At 66.5% G+C, this 21,395-nt stretch carries 22 protein-coding genes; 6 read left to right on the top strand and 16 right to left on the bottom strand.

Annotated features, from left to right (window positions below; all coding sequences use genetic code 11):
* Positions 1-50: 50 nt before the first annotated feature.
* From fhuE to AC5QAH_RS14005, 3 genes are all read right to left on the bottom strand, one after another.
* Positions 51-2,189, bottom strand: coding sequence for a ferric-rhodotorulic acid/ferric-coprogen receptor FhuE (gene fhuE, locus AC5QAH_RS14015; protein WP_227200453.1), 2,139 nt, complete (start codon positions 2,187-2,189; stop codon positions 51-53).
* A 172-nt stretch (positions 2,190-2,361) separates the two neighbouring features.
* Positions 2,362-2,913, bottom strand: coding sequence for a M23 family metallopeptidase (locus tag AC5QAH_RS14010; RefSeq protein ID WP_049481542.1), 552 nt, complete (start codon positions 2,911-2,913; stop codon positions 2,362-2,364).
* A gap of 77 nt (positions 2,914-2,990) precedes the next feature.
* Positions 2,991-3,473: an Lrp/AsnC family transcriptional regulator gene (locus tag AC5QAH_RS14005; RefSeq protein WP_043401707.1), complete on the bottom strand. Its 483-nt coding sequence runs from the start codon at positions 3,471-3,473 to the stop codon at positions 2,991-2,993.
* 72 nt (positions 3,474-3,545) lie between these two features.
* On the opposite strand from AC5QAH_RS14005, the gene AC5QAH_RS14000 reads away from it, so the two are divergent.
* Positions 3,546-4,415, top strand: coding sequence for an EamA family transporter (locus AC5QAH_RS14000; protein WP_495232414.1), 870 nt, complete (start codon positions 3,546-3,548; stop codon positions 4,413-4,415).
* Between the two features lie 109 nt (positions 4,416-4,524).
* Here the strand turns inward: AC5QAH_RS14000 and AC5QAH_RS13995 are convergent, their stop codons facing one another.
* The 4 genes from AC5QAH_RS13995 to AC5QAH_RS13980 form a co-directional block, all read right to left on the bottom strand.
* Positions 4,525-5,262, bottom strand: coding sequence for an endonuclease/exonuclease/phosphatase family protein (locus AC5QAH_RS13995; RefSeq protein WP_005419292.1), 738 nt, complete (start codon positions 5,260-5,262; stop codon positions 4,525-4,527).
* A gap of 53 nt (positions 5,263-5,315) precedes the next feature.
* A complete protein-coding gene (locus AC5QAH_RS13990; protein WP_010480908.1) occupies positions 5,316-6,146 on the bottom strand; it encodes a thiol:disulfide interchange protein DsbA/DsbL in 831 nt (276 codons plus the stop codon).
* A 106-nt stretch (positions 6,147-6,252) separates the two neighbouring features.
* Positions 6,253-6,903 carry a thiol:disulfide interchange protein DsbA/DsbL gene (locus AC5QAH_RS13985; protein ID WP_495232413.1) on the bottom strand — a complete coding sequence of 217 codons (651 nt, stop codon included), beginning with the start codon at positions 6,901-6,903 and terminating at the stop codon, positions 6,253-6,255.
* Positions 6,904-7,008: 105 nt separating this feature from the next.
* Positions 7,009-7,809, bottom strand: a complete 801-nt coding sequence (locus tag AC5QAH_RS13980; protein ID WP_019660638.1) for a c-type cytochrome — start codon at positions 7,807-7,809, stop codon at positions 7,009-7,011.
* 156 nt (positions 7,810-7,965) lie between these two features.
* Between AC5QAH_RS13980 and yihA the strand changes: the two genes are divergently transcribed.
* Entirely contained in the window at positions 7,966-8,568 is a 603-nt protein-coding gene (yihA, locus tag AC5QAH_RS13975) for a ribosome biogenesis GTP-binding protein YihA/YsxC (RefSeq protein ID WP_014038472.1), read from the top strand.
* A gap of 106 nt (positions 8,569-8,674) precedes the next feature.
* Here the strand turns inward: yihA and AC5QAH_RS13970 are convergent, their stop codons facing one another.
* From AC5QAH_RS13970 to AC5QAH_RS13960, 3 genes are all read right to left on the bottom strand, one after another.
* Complete coding sequence (locus AC5QAH_RS13970) at positions 8,675-9,649, bottom strand: MBL fold metallo-hydrolase (RefSeq protein WP_049452786.1); 975 nt, start codon at positions 9,647-9,649, stop codon at positions 8,675-8,677.
* Positions 9,650-10,304: 655 nt separating this feature from the next.
* Positions 10,305-11,129: a helix-turn-helix transcriptional regulator gene (locus AC5QAH_RS13965; protein ID WP_049452783.1), complete on the bottom strand. Its 825-nt coding sequence runs from the start codon at positions 11,127-11,129 to the stop codon at positions 10,305-10,307.
* Positions 11,126-11,830 carry a VIT1/CCC1 transporter family protein gene (locus AC5QAH_RS13960; RefSeq protein ID WP_049452781.1) on the bottom strand — a complete coding sequence of 235 codons (705 nt, stop codon included), beginning with the start codon at positions 11,828-11,830 and terminating at the stop codon, positions 11,126-11,128. Before AC5QAH_RS13960 ends, AC5QAH_RS13965 begins: the two co-directional genes overlap by 4 nt.
* A gap of 152 nt (positions 11,831-11,982) precedes the next feature.
* On the opposite strand from AC5QAH_RS13960, the gene AC5QAH_RS13955 reads away from it, so the two are divergent.
* A complete protein-coding gene (locus tag AC5QAH_RS13955; RefSeq protein WP_049452780.1) occupies positions 11,983-13,347 on the top strand; it encodes a glutamate--cysteine ligase in 1,365 nt (454 codons plus the stop codon).
* Positions 13,348-13,435: 88 nt separating this feature from the next.
* Here the strand turns inward: AC5QAH_RS13955 and AC5QAH_RS13950 are convergent, their stop codons facing one another.
* On the bottom strand, positions 13,436-14,494 hold the full coding sequence (locus tag AC5QAH_RS13950) for an NAD(P)-dependent alcohol dehydrogenase (protein ID WP_495232412.1): 1,059 nt from the start codon (positions 14,492-14,494) through the stop codon (positions 13,436-13,438).
* Between the two features lie 107 nt (positions 14,495-14,601).
* Here AC5QAH_RS13950 and AC5QAH_RS13945 point away from each other — a divergent pair, with 107 nt between their 5' ends.
* Complete coding sequence (locus AC5QAH_RS13945) at positions 14,602-15,486, top strand: LysR family transcriptional regulator (protein ID WP_019336462.1); 885 nt, start codon at positions 14,602-14,604, stop codon at positions 15,484-15,486.
* Between the two features lie 147 nt (positions 15,487-15,633).
* Here the strand turns inward: AC5QAH_RS13945 and AC5QAH_RS13940 are convergent, their stop codons facing one another.
* Both AC5QAH_RS13940 and AC5QAH_RS13935 read right to left on the bottom strand, forming a co-directional pair.
* The gene (locus AC5QAH_RS13940; protein WP_313311508.1) at positions 15,634-16,668 is read right to left on the bottom strand and encodes a DUF7832 domain-containing protein; all 1,035 of its coding nucleotides are present in this window, start codon (positions 16,666-16,668) and stop codon (positions 15,634-15,636) included.
* 132 nt (positions 16,669-16,800) lie between these two features.
* A complete protein-coding gene (locus AC5QAH_RS13935) occupies positions 16,801-17,463 on the bottom strand; it encodes a TetR/AcrR family transcriptional regulator (protein WP_049452775.1) in 663 nt (220 codons plus the stop codon).
* Positions 17,464-17,539: 76 nt separating this feature from the next.
* On the opposite strand from AC5QAH_RS13935, the gene AC5QAH_RS13930 reads away from it, so the two are divergent.
* Positions 17,540-18,235 (top strand): DAPG hydrolase family protein, encoded by a 696-nt coding sequence (locus AC5QAH_RS13930; RefSeq protein WP_049411723.1) that lies wholly within the window; start codon positions 17,540-17,542, stop codon positions 18,233-18,235.
* Positions 18,236-18,247: 12 nt separating this feature from the next.
* Here the strand turns inward: AC5QAH_RS13930 and AC5QAH_RS13925 are convergent, their stop codons facing one another.
* Together AC5QAH_RS13925 and AC5QAH_RS13920 are read right to left on the bottom strand one after the other, a co-directional pair.
* Positions 18,248-18,664 carry a VOC family protein gene (locus tag AC5QAH_RS13925; protein ID WP_049452773.1) on the bottom strand — a complete coding sequence of 139 codons (417 nt, stop codon included), beginning with the start codon at positions 18,662-18,664 and terminating at the stop codon, positions 18,248-18,250.
* A gap of 59 nt (positions 18,665-18,723) precedes the next feature.
* Positions 18,724-19,827 (bottom strand): oxidoreductase, encoded by a 1,104-nt coding sequence (locus tag AC5QAH_RS13920; protein ID WP_049453015.1) that lies wholly within the window; start codon positions 19,825-19,827, stop codon positions 18,724-18,726.
* Positions 19,828-19,957: 130 nt separating this feature from the next.
* On the opposite strand from AC5QAH_RS13920, the gene AC5QAH_RS13915 reads away from it, so the two are divergent.
* Positions 19,958-20,863 carry a LysR family transcriptional regulator gene (locus AC5QAH_RS13915; RefSeq protein WP_049411716.1) on the top strand — a complete coding sequence of 302 codons (906 nt, stop codon included), beginning with the start codon at positions 19,958-19,960 and terminating at the stop codon, positions 20,861-20,863.
* 10 nt (positions 20,864-20,873) lie between these two features.
* On the opposite strand, the gene AC5QAH_RS13910 is transcribed toward AC5QAH_RS13915, so the two are convergent.
* The gene (locus tag AC5QAH_RS13910; RefSeq protein ID WP_239682748.1) at positions 20,874-21,371 is read right to left on the bottom strand and encodes an Imm70 family immunity protein; all 498 of its coding nucleotides are present in this window, start codon (positions 21,369-21,371) and stop codon (positions 20,874-20,876) included.
* Positions 21,372-21,395: the final 24 nt, after the last annotated feature.

The raw sequence follows: 21,395 nt of genomic DNA, 5'->3' as shown, positions 1-21,395 counted from the left end.
GAGCGTGGGCTCGGCTCTACAGGTGCGGGGCGATCGTGCCCCGCGCCTGATCAGAACGCCCAGGTGAACGTCAGCGAGCCATTCCGGCCATCGCCGTACGCACCGTAGCCGGTGATCTGCGAGTAGTACTTCTTGTCCAGCAGGTTGTTGAGGTTGGCCTGCACGCTGAACTCCGGCGAGATGCGGTAGCGCACGAAGGCACTGACCAGCGCATACCCTTCCTGTTCGAAGCGGCCCACCACCGGTGCGGCGTAGTAGATGCGGTTCTGCCAGTTGGCACCGCCGCCGACGGTCAATTCCTGCAGCGATTGCGGGGTGTAGCTGGTGAACAGCTTCAGCGCGGTCTGCGGCAGGTTGGTGTTGATGTCGGCACCGTTGATGTCCTTGGCCACATAGCGCGAAGCACCGAAGGTCGCATTCCAGCCCGGGGCCAGTTCGCCGTTCACTTCGAACTCGAAGCCACGGCTCACGGTGCCGCGCGCAGCGATCGAGGCGAACTCGCCCGGGCGGCCGATGATCGGCTCGCTGGTGACCTGGGCGACATTGTCCTGCTCGATGCGGAACACCGCCAACGAGGCGTTCAGACGGTTGTCGAACCAGGCGCCCTTGACGCCCACCTCGTAGCTCTTGCCGTCTACCGGATCGAGATAACGGTCGTTGCGGTCGCGCGCGGTCTGCGGCTGGAAGATCTCGGTGTAGCTGGCGTACGCGGAGTAGGTGTCGTTGATGTCATACACCAGGCCGGCGTACGGGGTGGTCACCTTGTGCTCGCGGTCGTCGTTCTCGCCTTCGCTCTTCCAGTGGGTGTAGCGCGCACCGAGGATCAGCTTCAGCGGATCAGCCACCGACAGGCGCGCGGCGGCATAGCCGGCCTTCTGGGTGATGGTGCCCTGGCTGGCCAGCGCCAGCGGGTTCCAGTTCGGCTGGGCGATGTTGCCGGTCCAGTCGAGATAGGAGCTGAAGGGATTCCAGCCGGTGCCGGGACCGCCCATCTGGAAGTCACCGTAGTTGGCGAATTCGCGCTTGTTGTAGCTCAGGCCGGCCATGAACTGGTGTTCGCGGCCCAACAGCTGGAACGGACCGTCGATGTAGCCATCAATGCCGTCGACCTTGCGCTCGGTGTTGTAGAAGCCGGCCATCGGCGTGATGCCGGCGCCCGTGGTCTTGTTGAATGCGGTATAGGCCGGATAGAACAGCTTGTCGTCGGCCTTGGTGCGGTCGTGGGTGGCGCCGATCTTGAACTTCCAGCCGTTGCTGAAGGCGTGCTGCAGGGTGGCGAACGCACGCTTGCTGGTGGTGTCCCAGTAGGTCCAGTCCGGCGACGGATTGAACGAGGTCGGATAGTTCGTCGGGCTGCCATCGGCGTACCACATCGGGAAGCCGCCCCAGGTCGCGCCATTGGCGCGCTTCTGCTGGTAGTCGTAGCCCACGCTCAGCTGCGTGTCCGGGGTCAGGTCGGCGTCGATGACGGCGTAGCCCAGCGTCTTGCGCTGGTTGTAGCGGTCCATCTGGCCATCGGTGTCCAGGTAGCTGCCGATCACCCGGCCGCGCACCGTGCCACTGGCGTTGAGCGCGCTGCCCACGTCCACGGTGGTGCGGGTGCGGCCCCAGCTGCCGACGTTCACTGAGACGCTGCCGGTCAGTTCGGCGCTGTCGGCATGCTTGCGGATCAGGTTCACCGACGCCGACGGATTGCCGGCGCCGCTGAGCAGGCCGGTGGCACCGCGCACCACTTCCACACGGTCATACAGCGCCAGGTCCAGGCCGGAATCGCCGTAGCTCCAGTTCTGCACCATCTGCGTCGGCAGGCCATCGAACTGGTAGGCATCGATGTAGAAGCCGCGCGCGTAGAACTCGGTGCGCTCGCTGTCGGACTGGGTGCTGGTGACGCCGGTGGTGTTGGCCAGCACGTCGATGATGTCGTCCAGCTTCTGATCTTCGATGCGCTGGTGGCTGATGATGCTGACCGACTGCGGGATCTCGCGCGGCGCCAGATCGAAGCGGGTACCGGCCGAGGTGCGGCGCACCGAGTAGCCTTCGGCGCGTTCGCCCTTGACGACGACCTTGTCCAGCGTGGTCGGGTCTGCGGCGGTGTCGGCGAAGGCGGCCGGGGCCACGGCGCAAAGAACGGCAAACACGGCAACGGACAGCCGCTGCGGCGGCGGGGTACGGAAGGCGGAACGGTTCATGGGGGTCCTGGGCGAGCACGCGCGATCGGCCGGCATCCAGGAGGCGAGGCGCTACGGGTAGGGAGAGGACGGGCAGGCCGTCCTGGCACCACCGGAAACGAAAGAAATGGTAATACGAACTATTCCTATTTACAAACCATGAACAGATCGATGCGCGGGTGCGCAATGGCGGTCAGCGCAGCAGTGGCAGCGGGTCGCGGGCGCCGTCTGCGCCGTAGATGCCCCAGTGCAGGTGCGGGGGCGTGCCCTTGGCGTTGCCGCTGTCGCCCACATGGCCGAGCAGGTCGCCGGGCTGGACCACCTGGCCACGCGCCAGGCCATCGGCCCAGCTTTCCAGGTGCGCGTAGTAGTAGCGCTCGCGTCCGGGCCCGATCACCCACACCTGGCGCCCGCCGAGCCCACGTTCGCTGACATCCGCGATGACACCGACCGTGGCGCTGCGCACTGGCGTACCACGGCTGGCGAAGATGTCGATGCCGGCGTGCGAGCGGTCACGGCCTCGCGGCGCACCGAAGGTATCGGCAATCTGGCGTGGCCGCACGCCGTCCACTGGCACCGGCAGTTCGGCGGCTGGCGGCATCCGTGAGATTGCCCACAGCATCTTCGGTGCGGCGGCCCAGGGACTGTTCCACAACGCCATCATCGCAACGACGGCAATGGCCAGCCACAGGCCGCGCAGCAACCAGCGGCGCAGGCGGTGGGCGGGGGAGGGCGATGTGCTCATGGTTTCGGAGTGTAGAGTCGAGCCATGCTCGACTGCTTCAGTTTTGCGGTCAAAAGGCAGTCGAGCATGGCTCGACGCTACAGGACCGGCAGCAGCGGAACCTCGAAACTCCGCTTCAGCGTGCCCAGTGCTACCGAGGTGCGGAAGCGCTCGATGTTGTCATCGCCACCGAACAGGCGCTCGGTGATCGCTTCGTACTCCTCCATCGACGCCGCCGAAAGCAGCAGCAGGAAATCGCCATCGCCGGTGATCGAGTAGCACTGCTGCACGGCGGGGTCCTCCTGCACGCGGCGCTTGAACGGCGCCACGCGTTCGCGCTGTTCGCTGACCACGCGCACCTCGACGATGATGGTCAGCGGTCGCCCGACCTTGGCTGCGGCGACCACCGCCACATTGGCCTCGATCACGCCGCTGTCCTGCAGGCGCTTGATGCGGCGCTGCACGGCCGGGGTGGACAGGTGCACGGCCTCGGCGATTTCGCGCTGCGGCAGGGTGTTGTCCCGCTGCAGCAGGTCGAGGATGGCGCGATCGAAGCTGTCGAGCACGGGAGCGATGGCCATGGCGAGCAGAAGTTGCACGAACAGGCTGTCAATTGAGCCAAGTGCTCGGCGCCGGCGCAATAGACTTTGCGCATGCAGACCTCACGACTCGCGCCGATGTTGCCGGCGCTGGCGGTGCTCGGCTCGGTCACCTCGCTGGCCATCGGCACCTCCTACGCAAAACACCTGTTCCCGCTGATCGGCGCCCAGGGCACCAGCGCGCTGCGTGTGGGCTTCTCGGCACTGTTGCTGCTGATGTTCTGGCGGCCATGGCGCTGGAAGACCAGCCGCGTGGATGCGATCACCATCCTGCGCTACGGGCTCACCCTGGGCCTGATGAACCTGCTGTTCTACATGGCCCTGCGCACGATTCCCTTCGGCATCGCGGTGGCCATCGAGTTCACCGGGCCGCTGACGGTGGCGATGCTGTCGTCACGACGCCCCATCGACTTCGTCTGGGTGGGCTGCGCGGCGGTGGGGCTGCTGTTGCTCCTGCCGATCGGCGGTGGCCCCGCGCTGGACCCGGCCGGTGTGCTGTACGCGACGGGCGCTGCGGCCTGCTGGGGCCTGTACATCGTGTTCGGCAAGCGTGCCGGTCATCTGCATGCCGGACACTCGGTCTCGTTGGGGCTGCTGGCGGCGTCTCTGGTGGTGGTACCGGTGGGCGTGGTGCATGCCGGTGCCGCGCTGCTCGACCCGAAGATCCTGGCGGCGGGCCTGCTGGTGGCACTGGTGTCCAGCGCGATCCCGATGTCGCTGGAAATGATGGCGCTCAAGCGCCTGCGGAAGGAGACCTTTGGCATCCTGATCAGCATGGAGCCGGCGGTGGCCGCGCTGTGGGCGATGCTGCTGCTGCACGAGCACCTGCATGGATTGCAGTGGCTGGCGATCGGTTGCACGGTGCTGGCCTCGGTGGGCAGCACGATGACCGCGCGGCGGTTGAAGGCACCCGTCACCGCCTGAAAAAAGGGGACGGAGGGGATTAAGTCGTTTATGCCCCGATTTAGGGGCGCCGGGCGGCGCCCGGCGCAGAGCGTGCGGACCAACGGTCCGCACCTACCGTAACGGCGAGTCAGCGCAGGGCGTCGGCCGGGACGTCGATCTGCATCGCCAGGGCGAGGTGATCGGAGAACGCGGCCGGTACGGCTTCCACGGTGCGGGTCTGCAGGCCACTGCTGACCAGGATGTGGTCGATGGCGCGGTCGGGGCGCCAGCTGGGGAAGGTCGGCACGATGCAGCCCGGGGGCTGCAGCCGGGTCTTCTGGTACAGCACCTGCATTTCCGGGCGCTCGGCCAGGCAGTTGAAGTCACCCATCAACACGGCGTTCGGGTGGTCGGACAACAGCTCGGCGATGAAGCCCAGCTGTGACATCCGCGAGCCTGCACCCAGCGACAGATGGGCCACCGCCACCGCCAGGCCGTCGGCGCCATCGCCGAACTTGGCCAGCAGCACGCCGCGCCCGCCGATACGGCCGGGCAGGGCGTGGTCCTGCACTTCCACCGGTTCCAGCTTGCTCAGCAGGCCGTTTGCGCTGGAGGCGACCCCACCCATGCGCCGGTTCGGCTGGTGGCTCCAGTAGTTGAAGCCGGCACGCTGGGCCAGGTAGTGGGTCTGGTTGGTGAAGCCCGAGCGCAGGCTGCCCGGGTCGGCCTCCTGCAGGCCGACGATGTCATGTTCGCGCGCCAGGGTGGCGATCGCGTCCAGGCTGCTGCGCTTGCGACCCGCCGGCAGCGCATGTGACCAGCTGCGGGTCACATAGTCGCTGTAGCGGCGGGTACTTGAGCCGGCCTGGATGTTGGCCGTCAGCAAGCGCAGGGTCCGTGTACGGGGGGAATTCACGGCCGGGAAACGCTTCTCTTGGATCAGTGAGCCTGGGCCGCACCGCGTTCGCGGGCGATCAGGTGGTCGGCAATGCGCAGCATGTCCGGGAAGCTCTTGCCCTTCACCAGGTACTTGCCGTTGACGATGATCGACGGGGTGCCGCTGATCTGGCTGCGCTGGGCGAACTGCTTGGCCGAGTTGGTCTTGGCATTCACTGCGAAGCTGCCCATGGTGGCGGCGAACTGCTTCGGATCCACGCCGTAGGCACCGTAGAACTTGGCGATGTCGTCAACCGAATCGGTGCCGCGCTCACCCTTCAGGGTCTTCTGCGAATGGATGGCAGCGTACAGGGCTTCGTGGGTCTTCTCCTGCACACCCAGGGTCTGCGCGGCGTAGAAGGCACGGGCGTAGTTGTCCCAGGTGCCGCCGAACATGGCCGGCACGTAGACGAAGTTCACATCGCTCGGCAGGCCGGCCTTCCACGGGCCGACCAGCGGCTGGAACGCGGCGCAGGCCGGGCAGACGTAGCCGAAGATCTCGGTCACTTCGATCTTGCCGGCGGCCGGCTGGAACGGCTGGCCGTTCGGGATCACCTGGTAGTCGGCGCCTTCCACCGGGGCCGGGCCGGTCAGCGCGGCGGTGGTCGGGGCTGGTGCAGCGGCCGGGGCGGCTTCAGCCGCGGCCTTCTCGCCTTCGGCAGCGGCCGGTGCGGCGCCTTCGGTACCCGCGGCCGGCGCAGCCGGTTCGGTGGTCGCCGGAGCTGCAGCCGGTTCGGCCGGGGCCGCGGTGGTGTTGGTGCTGCCGTCGTCGGCCTTGCAGGCAGCCAGGATTGGCAGCAGCGCTGCGAGGGCGAGGGCGTAACGGATCTTCATGGAAACGTCTCCAGCATCTGGAAAGGTGGGGCCGGCGTCATGCGCCGGCCAGGGGGAAATGATGACACGCGGCGGCGACAGCGCCGTGTCGGTGGTGGGTGTTGGTTCAGCGGCCGCGGGCGGCGCGGGCCTGAGCGATCAGCGCCGAGGCGATGCGCAGCTGGTCGTCGAAGCTGTCGCCACGCACCAGGTACTGGCCGTTGATGATCAGCGCCGGGGTCCCCGGGATCCTGGTGCGCTGGGCGAACGCGCGGGCGGCATCGACCTTCTTCTGTACGGCATCGCCGCGCAGGGCCTGCAGGTAACGGTCCGGGGTCACGCCGTAGGCCTTGTAGAAGGTGGCGAGCTCATCGGCCGAAACGTTCTGCATCGGCAGCGAGCCATCCTGGTGCAGGGCCTTGAAGACCGCCGCGTGGCTGCGCTTGGCCACGCCGACTTCGTCGGCGGCGTAGTAGGCCAGGGCCCATGCATCCCAGGCGCCACCGAAGGCGGCCGGGACCGGGGTGAAGCGCACGTCGGCCGGCAGCTTGGCCGCCCAGGCTTCCAGTTGCGGTTCAAAGTGGGCGCAATGCGGGCAGGTGTAGCCGAAGACCTCGACCACCTCGATCTTGCCGGCCAACGGCTGGAACGGGCCCGGCTGCGCGATGCGCTCGTAGTCTTTGCCCTCGACCAGCGGGGCATTGGCGGGGGTGGCGGCGCAGGCTGCCAGCGGCAGCAGTACCAGCACGGACAACAGCAGGCGGGAAATCAACCTCATCGACACGCATCTCCGTTGAAAAAAGCAACGCCGGCGCAGCCGCCGGCGTGAAGGAACATACCGCAGCCGTGGGCCGACGTGGCGGCCCAGGCCGACCAGTGGTGGTCAGGGGGCGGCAGCCGGTTGCGTCGGCGTGGCTGCAGCGGCCACGTCGTCGGCCTTGTTGTGCAGGCCCTGCAGGTAGCTCGACAGCGCCTGCACCTCCTGCTCGCTCAGCTTCTGCGCGACTGTCGCCATGATCTGGAAGTGGGCCTTGTCGGTCTCGTTGGTCTGGCCGGCCTGGTACTCCTGCAGGCGGCGCGCGACATAGCTGGCGTGCTGGCCACCGAGATGCGGATAGGCCGGGCCGGGATTGCCGGCACCGCTGGGGCCATGGCAGGCCATGCAGGCCGGCAGGCCACGCTTGGCATCGCCGCCGCGGTACAGCTGCTGGCCGATCTCGTAGAACTTCATGCCCTTGTAGGGGCCCTCGGTGACCGCCGTGTCATCGGCGATGCCGGCGTTGGCTTTCTGCGTGGCGAAGTAGGCGCCGATATCACGCATGTCCTGCGGGGTGAGGTTCTGCACGAACGGCACCATCGCTACCGCGGCGCCGGAACTGCGCTGGCCATTGGCGATCAGGGCCATCTGCTGGGCCACGTAGCGTTCGCTCTGGCCGGCAATGGACGGATACATCTCCACCGTGGAATTGCCGTCGACGCCATGACAGGCCGCGCAGGCCGAGGCCTTGGCCTGGCCGGCCTTGGCATCGCCCCAGTGGGTCTTGCTGAAATCCACCTCCAGCGAGGCGGTATTGATCGGCCCGTTGTCGGGCAGCGGGGTCAACGTGGTCTGCGCGAACGCAGCAGCGGCAACGACTACAGCAGTGGCAAGGGCGGATACGGCAAGAACGCGAGCGTGGCGCATGCTGAAGCTCCGTATGGACCGGGCCGGGCGGCGGCCGCCGGCATCGCCCGGATTATCAACGCCGTTTCCGCGCACGGTCAACGCAGCAGTGCAGCAAAATGCCCGCAACGGCCGCCGGCACGGGCGCGCGGCGCCGCAACATGCGATCCTAGGCACATGTCATTGCTCATCGAACGCGCCCGTTACCACCTTTCGGCCCACAACGTGCGGCAGCTGCCCCCCGACGAAGGGGCCGAAGTGGCCTTCGCCGGCCGCTCCAACGCCGGCAAGTCCAGTGCGCTCAACGCGCTGACCCGCCAGAACGCCCTGGCCCGTGTCTCCAAGACCCCCGGCCGCACCCAGCAGCTGGTGTTCTTCCAGGTCACGCCTGAAGCGCACCTGGTCGACCTGCCCGGTTACGGCTACGCCAAGGTGCCGCTGGACCTGCAGGCGCACTGGCAGGCCTTCATCGACAGGTATTTCCGTACCCGCGAAGCCCTGAAGGGCCTGGTGGTGGTGATGGATATCCGCCATCCGCTGAAGGACTACGACCGGCAGATGCTGTCCTATGCCGTGCAGCGTGGCCTGCCGGCGCACGCGCTGCTGACCAAGGCCGACAAGCTCAGCCGCAGCCAGCAGATGCAGTCCCTGCAGAAGGTGCGCAAGGAGCTGCAATCGGCCTATGGCGACAGCGTGAGCGTGCAGGTGTTCTCAGGCGAAGACCGTACCGGTGTGGACGAAGCCCGCGGCGTGATCGGCGGCTGGCTGGGGCTGGAATAAGGCTTCCGGTTTTCTTGTAGAGCCGAGCCAACGCTCGGCTGCCGCGCGCAGCGCGGCCAGGCCCCGGTAGCCGAGCATGGGCTCGGCTCTACAAGGGCTCATCGGCTCATTTCAACGGCGAGTACTCCGCCGGCACCCACGCATAGGCCTTGCCCTCGCCACGCACGTGGCCCAGGCCGGGGAACGGCAGGTGCGCACCGGCCACCCACCAACCGTTGGCGGTGGCCTGCTGCAGCAGCCCGCGACGGCTGGCGATGGCCGCCTTGCGGTCCGAATCGGCCTCGAATGCCGCCTCCGGGTGCGCGAACTGCACCGCATGGAAGTGCAGCACATCGCCCCATACCAGCAGTGACTCGCCCTGGCTGTCGAACCGGTAGGAGACATGGCCGGGCGTATGGCCATGGGTGTCCATCGCCACCGCGCCACCGGGCAGGGCATCGCCGGGGCTGAAGGTGCGCAGGTGGCCGCTGGCCTGGTACGGCGCCACCGCGTTGCGCGCCAACGGGAAGGCGAAGCGCACGCCCTTCGGTGCGGTGGCCTCGCTGGCCGGGTTGAGCCAGTAATCGGCATCGGCCTTGGACAGCCACACCGTGGCATTGGGATAGGCCGGCTTGCCCTGCGCGTCGAGCACCCCGCACAGATGGTCCGGATGGGCGTGGGTCAGCAGCACCTCGTCCACCTCGGCCGGGTCCACGCCGGAGGCGCGCAGATTGCCCAGCACCTGGCCCAGGCCGGGGCCAAAGCACTGCGCGGTGCCGGTATCGACCAGGGTCAGGTGGTTGCCTTGGCGGATCAGGAACGCGTTGATCGCTGTCTGCAGGCCTTTCTTGTCCTCAGGTACGTAGCGGCCTTCCAGCAGGCGGCTGACGAGCGTCGGCGGCACGTCCACCACTTCCTGCCGGCCCAGCGCGACCACGCCGTCGAACAGGGCGGTGACCTGCAGTGCGCCGACGCGCTGGTGATAGACGCCAGGCACCTGCTGGGTGGGGGCGGGTGAAGTAGCCTCGGCCAGCGCGGCCAGCGGCGGGGACGACAGGACCAGCAGCAGGGCGGAGCGCAGGGGCAGGTGGCGCAGGGTCATGGTGGTTCTCGGTGGATGACGGGTGGTTCCGTTGGCCTAGCGTGCCGTGGCTGGCGTGTGCGCGGCGCTCAAACCACTACGTGGAATGCTCAGGGAAGGGGGGGCTGCAGGGCTGCGCCCTGCACCCGCAGAGGCAACGGCAACAGCCGAAGCAATAGCAGCAGCCGAAGCAACAGCAACAGCGGGCTATCTGTGGGATGGCGGGGTGGGTCCGGTTGCGGGGGACGCTGCAAGTACGTCCATGTAAGCTCGGTCGCCGCATCCATGCGGCTCACGCCCCCGCAACCGGACCCACCCCGCCTTCGACAGTTTTCCGCGATCTGTCGGAACGACGTATTGCCTTGGTGGGTGTCGACCTTGGTCGACACAGTAGATCCACGCCATGCGTGGATGACTCATTCGATATCTGACAGATGTGTCGACCAAGGTCGACACCTACCAACAGCCGCGAAGATCTGTCAGAGGTGGGGCGGTGTCGGAGTGCGGGGTGTCAGCCGCATGGATGCGGCTGCCAAGCCCCCAGGGATGGGTTCACGGCGTCCCCGCACTCCGACACCGCCCCGCCATCCCACGGAATGCATGCTGTTGCTTCGGCTCTTGCTTCGGCCGTTGCCGTTGCCTCTGCGGGTGCAGGGCGCCGCCCTGCCGAACCCCCTCAAATGTCGGTGGGAGCCAGTCCGTACTGCTCGGCGAAGCGCTTGCTGAAACTCGCCGTAGACCGGTAGCCCGCGCGCGCTGCCACGGTCTTCAGCGGCAGGTCGGTGGTGTAGAGCAGCTGCATGCCATGCGCCAGCCGCGCCTCGGTGAGCAGCTGGCGCAGGCTGGTGTCCTCGGCGGCAAGACGGCGGCGCAGGGTTGCACCGCTCAGCGCGAACTGTTCCTCGACATCGCGCGATTGCCAGTCGCGTGCGGGTTCGGCAGCAATGCGATCGCGGATCTGTTCGCCCAGGCTCGGGGCCTGTGGCAGCAGCAGGTTGCCATGCCCCTGCCGGCACAGCGTCAGTACCAAGGACGCCAGCGCCAGCCGTGCATCGCTGTAACGCCCGTCCTGCAGCGATTGCCGCCACTGCCGCAGTACCGCGCCATGTTCGATCAGGGGCAGCCGTGCCATCGCCGGGCCGGCGCTGGGCAGTGCTTCGCTCCACAGCGTGCGCGCTGCCGCGAGTACTTCGGCGCACAGCGGCACGATGGCACTGAGGTAGCGGCCGCTGCGGGGATCGGGGGTGTTGACCACATCGATGCGGCAACGCTGGCTCAGCAGCAGGATGTCGCCGGGCACGAACTCCAGCGACTGGTGCGCGGTGCGTACCTGCTTGCGGCCTTCCAGGAGGATCGCGAACTGGGGTTGCGGAATCTCCACCGAACTGGCGCCGTGCTCGCGACGTGCGGTGATGCAGGCATAGCCTTCGGCGCGTTCGCAGCCGGCCAGGCTGGCCATCTCGGCCAGCAGCGCGGTAACTGGCGGCAGCATGCCGGTCATGCCACGTGGGCGCCGAACAGGCGTCCGACGCCTGCAGCGGCGGCCATTGCCAGTGCACCCCAGAACATCACCCGGATCGCCCCGCGGACAGGTGGTGCGCCGCCGGCGCGGGCCGCCATCGCACCGGTCAGGCACAGGCCCAGCAAGGTGCTGCCGGTGGTGATCATCGCAACCTTGTCCACCGGGGCGAGCAGGGATGTCAGCACCGGCAGTGCGGCGCCGCAGGTGAAGGCTCCAGCCGAAGCCAACGCCGCCTGCAACGGGCGCGCGCGCAGGGTATCGGTGATGCCTAGTTCGTCGCGGGCGTGGGCCCCCAGTGCATCGTGTGCGGTGAGCTGCTCAGCCACCTGCCGTGCCAGCGCCGGGTCCAGGCCGCGGTGGCGGTAGATCGCGGCCAGCTCTTCCAGCTCGCTGTGCGGGTCTTCGCGCAGCTCGCGCTTTTCCATCGCCAGGTCGGCGTCTTCGGTGTCGGCCTGGGTCTGCACCGAGACATACTCGCCGGCGGCCATCGACATCGCGCCGGCCACGGTGCCGGCCACACCGGTGGCCAGGATCGTGCTGGCCGAAGCGCCGCTGGCGGCCACGCCAACCACCAGGCCAGCCACCGAGACAATGCCATCGTTGGCCCCCAGCACGGCGGCACGCAGCCAGCCGACGCGCTCGGAGCGGTGCAGTTCGGGGTGTCGTGAATGGCGGCTCATGACCTTGAGTGTACGAGGGTCAAGAGGGCGTCGGTAGGATGCTGAAACCCGTCACCGTCGCATGACGCAACGGGGTGCCACGCTATAGTGCGCCCTTGCGATGGAAGGCCCCGGGCCCCACATCCCCTGCCACTGTCCAGCGAGCCACCCCCTTGTCGAGCCCCAGCCACGTCGCCGATACCCCCATTACCGACCGCTCGCAGCTGGTGGAGGTGATCGCCTCCGGCGAGAAACCCCGTGCGCAGTGGCGCATTGGTACCGAGCACGAGAAGTTCGGATTCCGCCTGGATGACCTGCGGCCGCCGACCTTCGAGGGCGAGCGTGGCATCGAAGCGCTGCTCAACGGCCTGGTCCGCTTCGGCTGGGAGCCGGTGCAGGAGAACGGCAACACCATCGCCCTGCTGCGCGATGGGGCCTCGGTGACGCTGGAGCCGGCCGGTCAGCTGGAACTGTCCGGCGCGGCGCTGGAGACCATCCACCAGACTTGCGTGGAGACCGGCACCCACCTCAACGAAGTGGCGCAGGTGGCTGGCGAACTTCAGCTGGGCTTCCTCGGCATGGGCTTCCAGCCCAAGTGGAAGCGCGACGAGATGCCGTGGATGCCCAAGGGCCGCTACAAGATCATGCGTTCGTACATGCCCAAGGTCGGTTCGCTGGGCCTGGACATGATGACCCGCACCTGCACGGTGCAGGTGAACCTGGACTACGCGACCGAAGCGGACATGGTGAAGAAGTTCCGCGTGTCGCTGGCGCTGCAGCCGATCGCCACCGCGCTGTTCGCCGATTCGCCGTTCACCGAAGGCAAGCCCAACGGCTACCTGAGCTACCGCTCGCACATCTGGACCGACACCGACGCCGACCGCACCGGCATGCTCGACTTCGTGTTCGAGGATGGCTTCGGTTACGAGCGCTATGTCGATTACCTGCTCGACGTGCCGATGTATTTCTCCTACCGCGATGGCATCTACCACGACGCCAGCGGGCAGAGCTTCCGCGATTTCATGCAGGGTAGGCTGCCGGTGCTGCCGGGTGCGCTGCCGACCCTGCGCGACTGGTCGGATCACATGACCACCGCGTTCCCGGAAGTGCGCCTGAAGAAGTACCTGGAAATGCGCGGCGCCGACGGTGGCCCGTGGAGCCGCCTGTGCGCGCTGCCGGCGTTCTGGGTCGGCCTGCTGTACGACGACACCGCACTGGATGCCGCCTGGGACCTGGTGCGTGACTTCACCCTGGCCGAGCGCCATGCACTGCGCGACGGCGTGCCGAAGCATGCAATGAACCTGCCGTTCCGTAATGGCAGCGTGCGCGACCTGGCCCGCGAAGCGGTGAAGATTTCCGTTGAAGGCCTCAAGCGCCGCGCGGCGCGCAATGCAGACGGCCAGGATGAGAGCAAGTTCCTGGACGTGCTGCAGGAGATCGTCGAATCCGGCCTGACCCCGGCCGAGCGCAAGCTGGCGCTGTTCCATGGCCGCTGGCACGACGACGTCGATCCGGTGTTCCGCGAGTTCGCGTATTGATGATGTTGGGTGGGTGCCGGCCTTGGTCGGCACGCGATGAAAAAACCCCGGCACTGCCGGGGTTTTTCTTTTTCACACCTGCCTTGGATCAGGCCGCGTTCTTCATCGTCGCCATGTCGATCACGAAGCGGTAGCGCACATCGTTCTTCGCCATGCGTTCCCAGGCTTCGTTGACGTTCTTGATGTCGATCATCTCCACATCGCTGACGATGCCGTGCTCGGCACAGAAGTCCATCATTTCCTGGGTCTCGGCCATGCCGCCGATCGCCGAGCCGGTCAGGTGCTTGCGGCCGAAGATCACGCTGCCACCGGTCAGCGGCGGGTCCAGTTCGGTCAGTACGCCGACCAGGCACATGGTCGCCTCGCGCTTGAGCAGGCCCATGTACGGGTTGGTGTCATGGCCGACCGGAATGGTGTTGAGCAGGAAGTCGAAGCTGCCGGCATGTGCCTTCATCTGTGCGGCATCGCGCGAGACCAGCACTTCGTCGGCGCCCAGGCGCTTGGCATCGGCCCCCTTTTCCGGGGTGGTGGTGATCATCACCACGTGCGCGCCGAGTGCCTTGGCGAACTTCACGCCCATGTGGCCGAGGCCACCCAGACCGATCACGCCAACCTTCTGGCCCGGGCCGACCTTCCAGTGGCGCAGCGGCGACCAGGTGGTGATGCCGGCGCACAGCAGCGGGGCGGCCGCCTTCAGGTCGAGGGTGTCGGATACCTTCACCACGAAGCGCTGCTCGACCACCACGTGGTCGGAATAGCCGCCGTAGGTCGGTGCGCCGCTTTCGCGTTCACGGCCGTTGTAGGTCCAGGTCGCGCCTTCGGCGCAGTATTGCTCCAGGTCGTGCTCGCAGGCGTCGCAGTGGCGGCACGAGTCGACCATGCAGCCCACGCCGGCGTGGTCGCCGACCTTGAAGCGGGTGACGTTGCTGCCGACCTCGGTCACGCGGCCGATGATCTCGTGGCCCGGCACCATCGGGTAGATCGAGCCACCCCAGTCGTCGCGGGCCTGGTGCAGGTCGGAGTGGCAGATGCCGCTGTAGAGGATCTCGATGCGCACATCGTCCGGGCCGACCGCGCGGCGTTCGAACTCGTACGGAATCAGCGGGTCGGTATGTGAATGGGTGGCGTAACCACGGGCGAGGGACATGGGGAATCCTTGGCAGGGTTTATCGAAAGGCGTTTTACAATACGCCCCGTTCCCAGCGGCAGGAATCGCGGATATCGGCATGATTCATCAAGTGGAACTGCACAATCATGGCCACTGACAACCTCACGCACCTGGCCGCGTTTGCCGCGGTCGCCCGCCACCGCAGCTTCCGCCGCGCCGGTGCCGAGCTGGCGCTGTCGACCTCGGCGGTGAGCTATGCGATCCGCGCGCTGGAAGAACGGTTGGGGGTGGGCCTGTTCCATCGCACCACCCGCAGCGTGGCCCTGACTGAGGCCGGGCAGCGCCTGCTGGAGCGCCTGCAGCCGGCGCTGGGCCAGGTGCATGACGCGCTGGAAGAGATGAACCAGTTCCGTGCCGCCCCGGCCGGCCTGCTGCGCATCAACGCCACCCGCGCGGCGGTACCGACCCAGTTGGGGCCGCGACTGGCGCGCTTCCTGCACGCTCACCCCGACGTGCGGGTGGAGCTGACCGAGAACGATGGCCTGGTCGACATCGTCGCCGAGGGCTACGACGCCGGCGTGCGCCTGCACGAGTTCGTGCCCGAGGACATGGTGGCGGTGCCGATGGGGCCACCGCTGCGCGGGCTGATTGTCGGCTCGCCGGACTACCTGCGGCGACACCCGGCACCACAGCATCCGCGGGACCTGGCGGCACACGAATGCATCCGCTTCCGCTTCGCCAGCGGGCATCTCTACAAGTGGCAGTTCGAGCGTAGCGGGCAAGCGCTGGAGATCGATGTGCCGGGCCGGCTCACGTTGAGTGAGCAGGGCACCGTCGTGGGTGCAGTGCTTGATGGCATCGGCCTGGCCTACGTGCTGGAAGACACGGCGCGGCCGTATATCGAATCCGGCCAGATGGTGGCAGTGCTGGAAGACTGGAGCGAACCGTTCGCCGGCTTCGCGCTGTACTACCCGAAGCAGCGGCAGATGCCCGGTGCGCTGCGCGCGTTCGTGGATATGCTGCGCGAATGAGCTGCGATGGATGATGTGGTGCCGACCAACGGTCGGCACCCACCGGGATGGCGTCCACCAGGACCAGACCAGTAGATCCACGCCATGCGTGGATGCCTCTCCAGGAATCTCCGCGCAATACGTGGAGACCTATAAATACTCGGACTTCTATGGCAGTTCAGAGGCTGCGGAGAGGTTGTCCACCATCTTCCGATACATTGCCGTGAGCTGGACGGTCTGGCGGCGGCTTACTTCTGTCTGAAGTCCTGTCAGAAGATAGTCCTTCCAGCGTGCGTCCAGCATCGTTGAGAAATGGCGGAACAGCCGCCATTCGTCATCTACGGTTGGTACCCCGCACTTCGACAGGTGGTTCACCACCGCGCTCAGATCGTCGTTGGGATGGCACCTGTCCGGTCTTCCAATTCTAGGATGTGCTGAGTTGCGATTGCAGAGAGCATGAAAGTAGATGTAGGTAAAATGGCGCACGGGCTCGCGGATATCCCAGCTCCACAGCTCGCCTTCAAAACAGTTCGCACGGATGTAGTCCATCACGGGCATGCGCTGCTGATGTAGGTTCTGGATTTCTGCGCCGTGATCAGAAGTATGTCGTTCGCTTGCGAAGCCTCTGAGAATGCACCAGTAGAGAAAGAAGGCGGTAGCCTGATCCCAATAATCCCACCTGTCTGAATTGACATTCTGCTCTGGAAGATCATTTCCAGCCGCAGCGTAACTTGGCAAGGAGTAGCGGTGCATCTGTGCTAGCTTGATCTGCCAGCGCCTAGGCGTGCTGGGGAGGGCAAGCACGCAGTCTGGACGATTTGTGAGCATCGCGGCTGTTCTCTTGGGCATATCCTCGACAATGAGCTGAGGAGCCGTCCCAACCAAATCCTCAGCGAGGGAGGTCGGAGACAACTGCAAAGGCAGGTTGTCTACTGTTGCCGGATCAAACCAGATCGAGTCTACCCAGCAGACGAAGTGGCGGCCCGATTTCCGGGGCGGGTAATACTCGGGTGCGAGAACCTCGTGACTCCAGCTGATTTCCAGACCCGTGGGGCGGTGAGACATCTCGCCAATAGAGTTGGAGTACGCGAAGGAGGTTGGTTTTGGTGCCTTCGCTCCGATGCGTTCGGCAATGGAAAGGACCGGATCGCTATCGATTCGTTGTCCCAGGAGATTGCAGAGTTCGGAAAAAAGAAATCGCATGTGACCGCCCCAAAGAGATCGACCACGGATAGTCCCTGCAGTCTTTCCAGCAGGCCATACAAGAAATTGCAAAGAGCCCTGCGAGGCCGCTCCACCTGAATGCGTGGCACACAGCTGCGGCTTACTGGTTGACTACGGCGCCTGAAACACCGGCGCCAACAACGCCAGGCACTCACGCAGGTGCACCTCCACCGGCGCATCCTCGGCCACCACGCCGATCACGCGTTCGCGCAGCGGCTCGGCCACGGCCATTGCCAGAATCAGTCGCGCCATGCGCGCGGAATCCCCCTCACGCAGCAGCCCGCGCTGCTGCTGCCGTTCCAGCCAGTCAGCCAGCAGCGCTCGGCCGCGTTCGATGCCATTGTCCAGATAGGCCTGCAGCAGCGCATCCTTGCCGGGGAAATCGGTAGCCAGCAGCCGGAACACCTGCACCGCCTGCGCCGACAGTGCCTGCGTGCACACCGCCTGCAGGATGTCCTGCAGCAACGGCAGCACCTCGTCGGCACCGTGCGCATCGCGCTGCAGCTGCGGCGCGAAGCCGTCGGTCCATTCGCGCACCGCCAACCCGACCAGTTCCTCGCGGTTGCTGGCGTGGCGGTACACGGTCTTCTTCGCCACCCCGGCATGGGTCGCCACCGCTTCGATGGTGGTGGCCTCGTAACCCTGTGCCAGCAGCAGCTCCAGGGTGGCCTGCAGTACCGCGTGGCGGACTTCCGCCTCCGGGCGCGCAGGGCGGCCGCGGCGGCGGGTCGGCGTTGTGGACTCGGACAGGGTCGTGCTGTTCATTGCCCCCATCTTACCGCATCCGGCTAATTGCGAAACGAATAACGTTTCCGTATTGTCGGGTCTCCCAACACCGCAGGAGACCCCGATGGATACCGCTGTGAACGCACGCGCCTGGCTGGACCACCACGATCTGCTCGACCCGGCGCCGATGCACCTGGAGACCGGCATCCAGCGCCGCGAAGACGGCACCCTGCTGGTGGCGGTGCGTACCGATCTGCACGGCTGCAAGGGCCGCATGCTGGACTGGTGGTTCACCTTCTTCGAGACCACCCAGCACATCCGCTGGTGGCATCCGGTTGATCATGTCGAGCATCGCGGCTGGGACGCGGCGTGGCAGCGCGGGCGCAGCTACCACGGTGCCAGCATCCATGCGGTGGAATCGCTGGCCGACATTCCGCCGGTGGCGGCGCGCCTGAAGTTCCATGATCCGCGCACGTTGTTGGTGCCAGAGCGCCTGCAGGCGGCACAGGATGCCGGCGATGTATCGGCGGTGATTGCCGCGCGCATCGGCTTCGGCGACCACGTGCGCCTGGATGCAAACGGTGATCCCTGCGACGGGCAGATGCTGCACGTGGCACGCGATACGCCGTTCGGCTGTGTGCTGCGCAGCCGTTTCGTGCTGGGCCTGGACAGCGCTGATCCGCACCGCGATGCCGGCGATGCGGTCGGCCTGGGCCTGCTCAAGCACTGCTACACCGAGTTCAGTTTCCTCTCGCGCTTGCTGCCGTCGCTGTACTACGGCGAGCGTGCCAATGGCGAGGCAGTGCCTTTGCCGTGGTGAGCGGTGCAACGGTCATTCGACCAGCGCGTCGTAGCCTTCAGCACTGAACTGGATCAGGCAGAAGCCGTGGCCGAACGGATCGGCCAGCACGGCGATGCGACCCCAGCGACGCTCGCGCACGGACTGCTCGAGTGTCGCCCCGGCTGCAACCGCACGCGCCAGCGCGGCGTCGATGTCATCCACTACCCAATCCAGGTGCAGCGGCGTCCAATGGCGCTCGTAGTCGCGCACGTCGCCGTCTTCGGTGGCGGCGCTGCCGGCCTCGTTCTGCAGCAGGTACAGCGGCGCTGGCCCACCGAGCAGCTCCACGGCACCCGGGCCGAGACGGCGGCTGATGCGCAGGCCGAAGGCTCGGATGTAGAAGTCTTCGGCAGCGGCGAGATCGGGGACATCGAGGTTGACGATGAACGACGCGGTGGGCGTATCCATGGGCAGATCCGGTGGATGCGGGCGGGCAGTGTACGCCCGCATCCACGTATGGCGTGGCTCTATTGTGCGCGCGGGTAATCGAGGTAGCCTGCCTCGCCGCCACCGTAATAGGTGTTGCGGTCCGGCGTGGCCAGCGCGACGTTGTGCTGCAGGCGCTCGACCAGATCCGGGTTGGCGATGAACGGCTGGCCGAACGCGGCCAGGTCGATGGTGCCGGCCTCGACCAACTGCAGGGCGCGTTCGCGGGTCATGCCGCCGGCCAGGATCACGGTGCCACCGTAGGCCTGCTTGAACTGCTGCAGGAACGCCTCGCCCAGCACCGACTGGCCCGCCTGCTGGTTGTCGTTGAGATGCACATAGGCCAGGCCGCGCGTGCCCAGTTCCTCGGCCAGGTACAGATAGGTGGCTTCGTTGTCAGGGTAGAACGGCATGTCGAAGGTGAGATTGTTCGGTGCCAGGCGCACGCCGATGCGATGCGCACCGATGCGCTGCGCCATTGCATCGACGGTGTCCAGGATCAACCGCGCACGATTGGGCAGCGAGCCGCCGTAGCGGTCTTCGCGCTGGTTGATGAGCGGGTTGAGGAACTGTTCGAACAGGTAGCCGTTGGCGGCATGCAGCTCGATGCCGTCGAAGCCGGCCGCAATGGCGTTGTCCGCGCCGCGCACGAAGTCGTCGACGATGCCGGGGATCTCGGCGGTCTCCAGTGCACGTGCCGGGGTGGGATCGGCGTGGCCGCGGCTGCCATCGTCCAGATACACGAACGAGGTGTTCTTCGGTGCGCTGGCCACCGGGCGCGTGCCGGCGCTGACCGGTTGGCCACCATCGGGCTGCAGCGAGGAATGCGACATGCGGCCGACGTGCCAGAGCTGGGCGAAGATCGTGCCCTGCGCGGCGTGCACCGCCTCGGTGACGAGCTTCCAGCCGGCCACCTGTTCGGCCGACCAGATGCCCGGCACGTCGATGTAGCCCTGGCCCTGCGGCGAGACCGGCGTGCCTTCGCTGATGATCAGGCCGGCGCTGGCCCGCTGCCGGTAATACTGGGCGGTCAGTTCGTTGGCCACGACGCCGGGGTTGCGGGCGCGGGTCATCGGGGCCATCGCGATGCGGTTGCGCAGGGCGGTGCCTGCCAGGTCGAAGGGGTGGAACAGGGCGGCGGTCATGTCGGTCATCTCAGTGCGGGGGAGGGGCGCCAGCGGCGCGATGCACACAGGATGGAGTTGACATGCGGGCACATAAAGCGCTTCGATCTCCCTGTGTGCGGGACTATTTGTCCCCAATGTGGAGTAGAGGATGCTGCCGCTGGAATCGTTGAATGGCCTGGTGACCTTCGTCACCACGGCCCGCTCGGGCAGCTTCACCGAAGCCGCCGATGCGCTGGGCATCTCGCGTTCGGCGGTGGGCAAGGCCATCGCCCGGCTGGAAACACGGCTGGGGGTGCGCCTGTTCCACCGCACCACGCGGCGCATCGCGCTGACCACCGATGGCGAGGCGTACTACGCCTCCTGTGCGGCGGCGCTGGAAGAGATCTCCGCGGCCGAGGCCTGCCTGGGGTCGGCCGGCCTGCCCAGCGGGCGGCTGCGCATCGACATGCCGTCCTCGTTCGGGCGGCTGGTGGTGCTGCCGGTGCTGTTGCGACTGTGCCGGCAGTACCCGGACCTGCAGTTGACGATGACCTTCACCGATCACTTCGTCGATCCGGTCGAGGAAGGCATCGACCTGCTGATCCGTTTTGGTGGGCTGCACCAGGCAGAGCATCTGGTGGCGCGGCGGCTGGGGCGCCAGCGGCTGGTCACCTGCGCATCGCCGGAGTACCTGCAGGCATACGGCGTGCCGCGCACGGTGGAGGAACTGGCGCAGCACCGCAGCATCGTCGGCTTCCGTCATGGCCAGCCGGTCTGGTGGCGGATCGGCAGCGAGCAGGACGAGGGAACATTCATTCCCGGCGCGCCCTATCAACTCAATGATGGCGATGCGGTGATCGAAGCGGCCATCGCTGGCCTCGGCATCTGCCAGATGCCCATTTCACTGGTGCGCCGCCATCTGGATTCCGGCGCGTTGCAACTGGTGCTTGACGCGCACATGCAGCGGCACATCGACATCCATGCGCTGTGGCCACCGACGCGCCACCTGCGGCCCAAGGTGCGCTATGTGGTGGACGAGCTGACCCGGTTGGCGGAACAAGGTCTGTTTGATTGAGCCGAGGGTATCAATAGTCGACGATCCGGGCGGACCTGTCTTCGCCTTCCTTAAGTGCTTCAAACACCTCAGCCAGAAGCGCGATCAGATCGCGTCCATGCGCGGTCACGAAGTAGGTCGCCAGGCTGTCGATGTCGGGAGCGATATGGTCTCCCCACGGTGGATGCTGGGTTCGATCCTCGAACGACCAGATGACATGGGCTGGGGGCAACTCGGCCAGCTCGCTGCGGACCCTACGCAGTTCGACCAGTGCGTCAGCAGCATCTGATTGCTGCAGTCTGCCGGCGTATAGCTGCCTCATGAGGACAGGGAATCGGCTTCCCCATCCATCCGGTTCGAGATTCCCGGAGATGGTTGAGAAGAACGCGTACAGGAAGCTGGAACTTCCTATCTCATCGGTGATCTGTCCAAGCCGGATGCCGATTGTCATGCGCGTAAACCCCAATGGCTCGCCGGAGCTGCAGACAGAATGTAGGCGATCTTCTGGTGGTGCTTCATCGATTTTCATTCCGCGTGATGTTCCCTTGATGGT

The sequence above is a fragment of the Stenotrophomonas sp. YJH_SMC_43 genome, assembly GCF_059372535.1.
The sequence above is the reverse complement of the archived record's forward strand: the minus strand, read 5'-3'. Positions and strand labels throughout refer to the sequence as shown.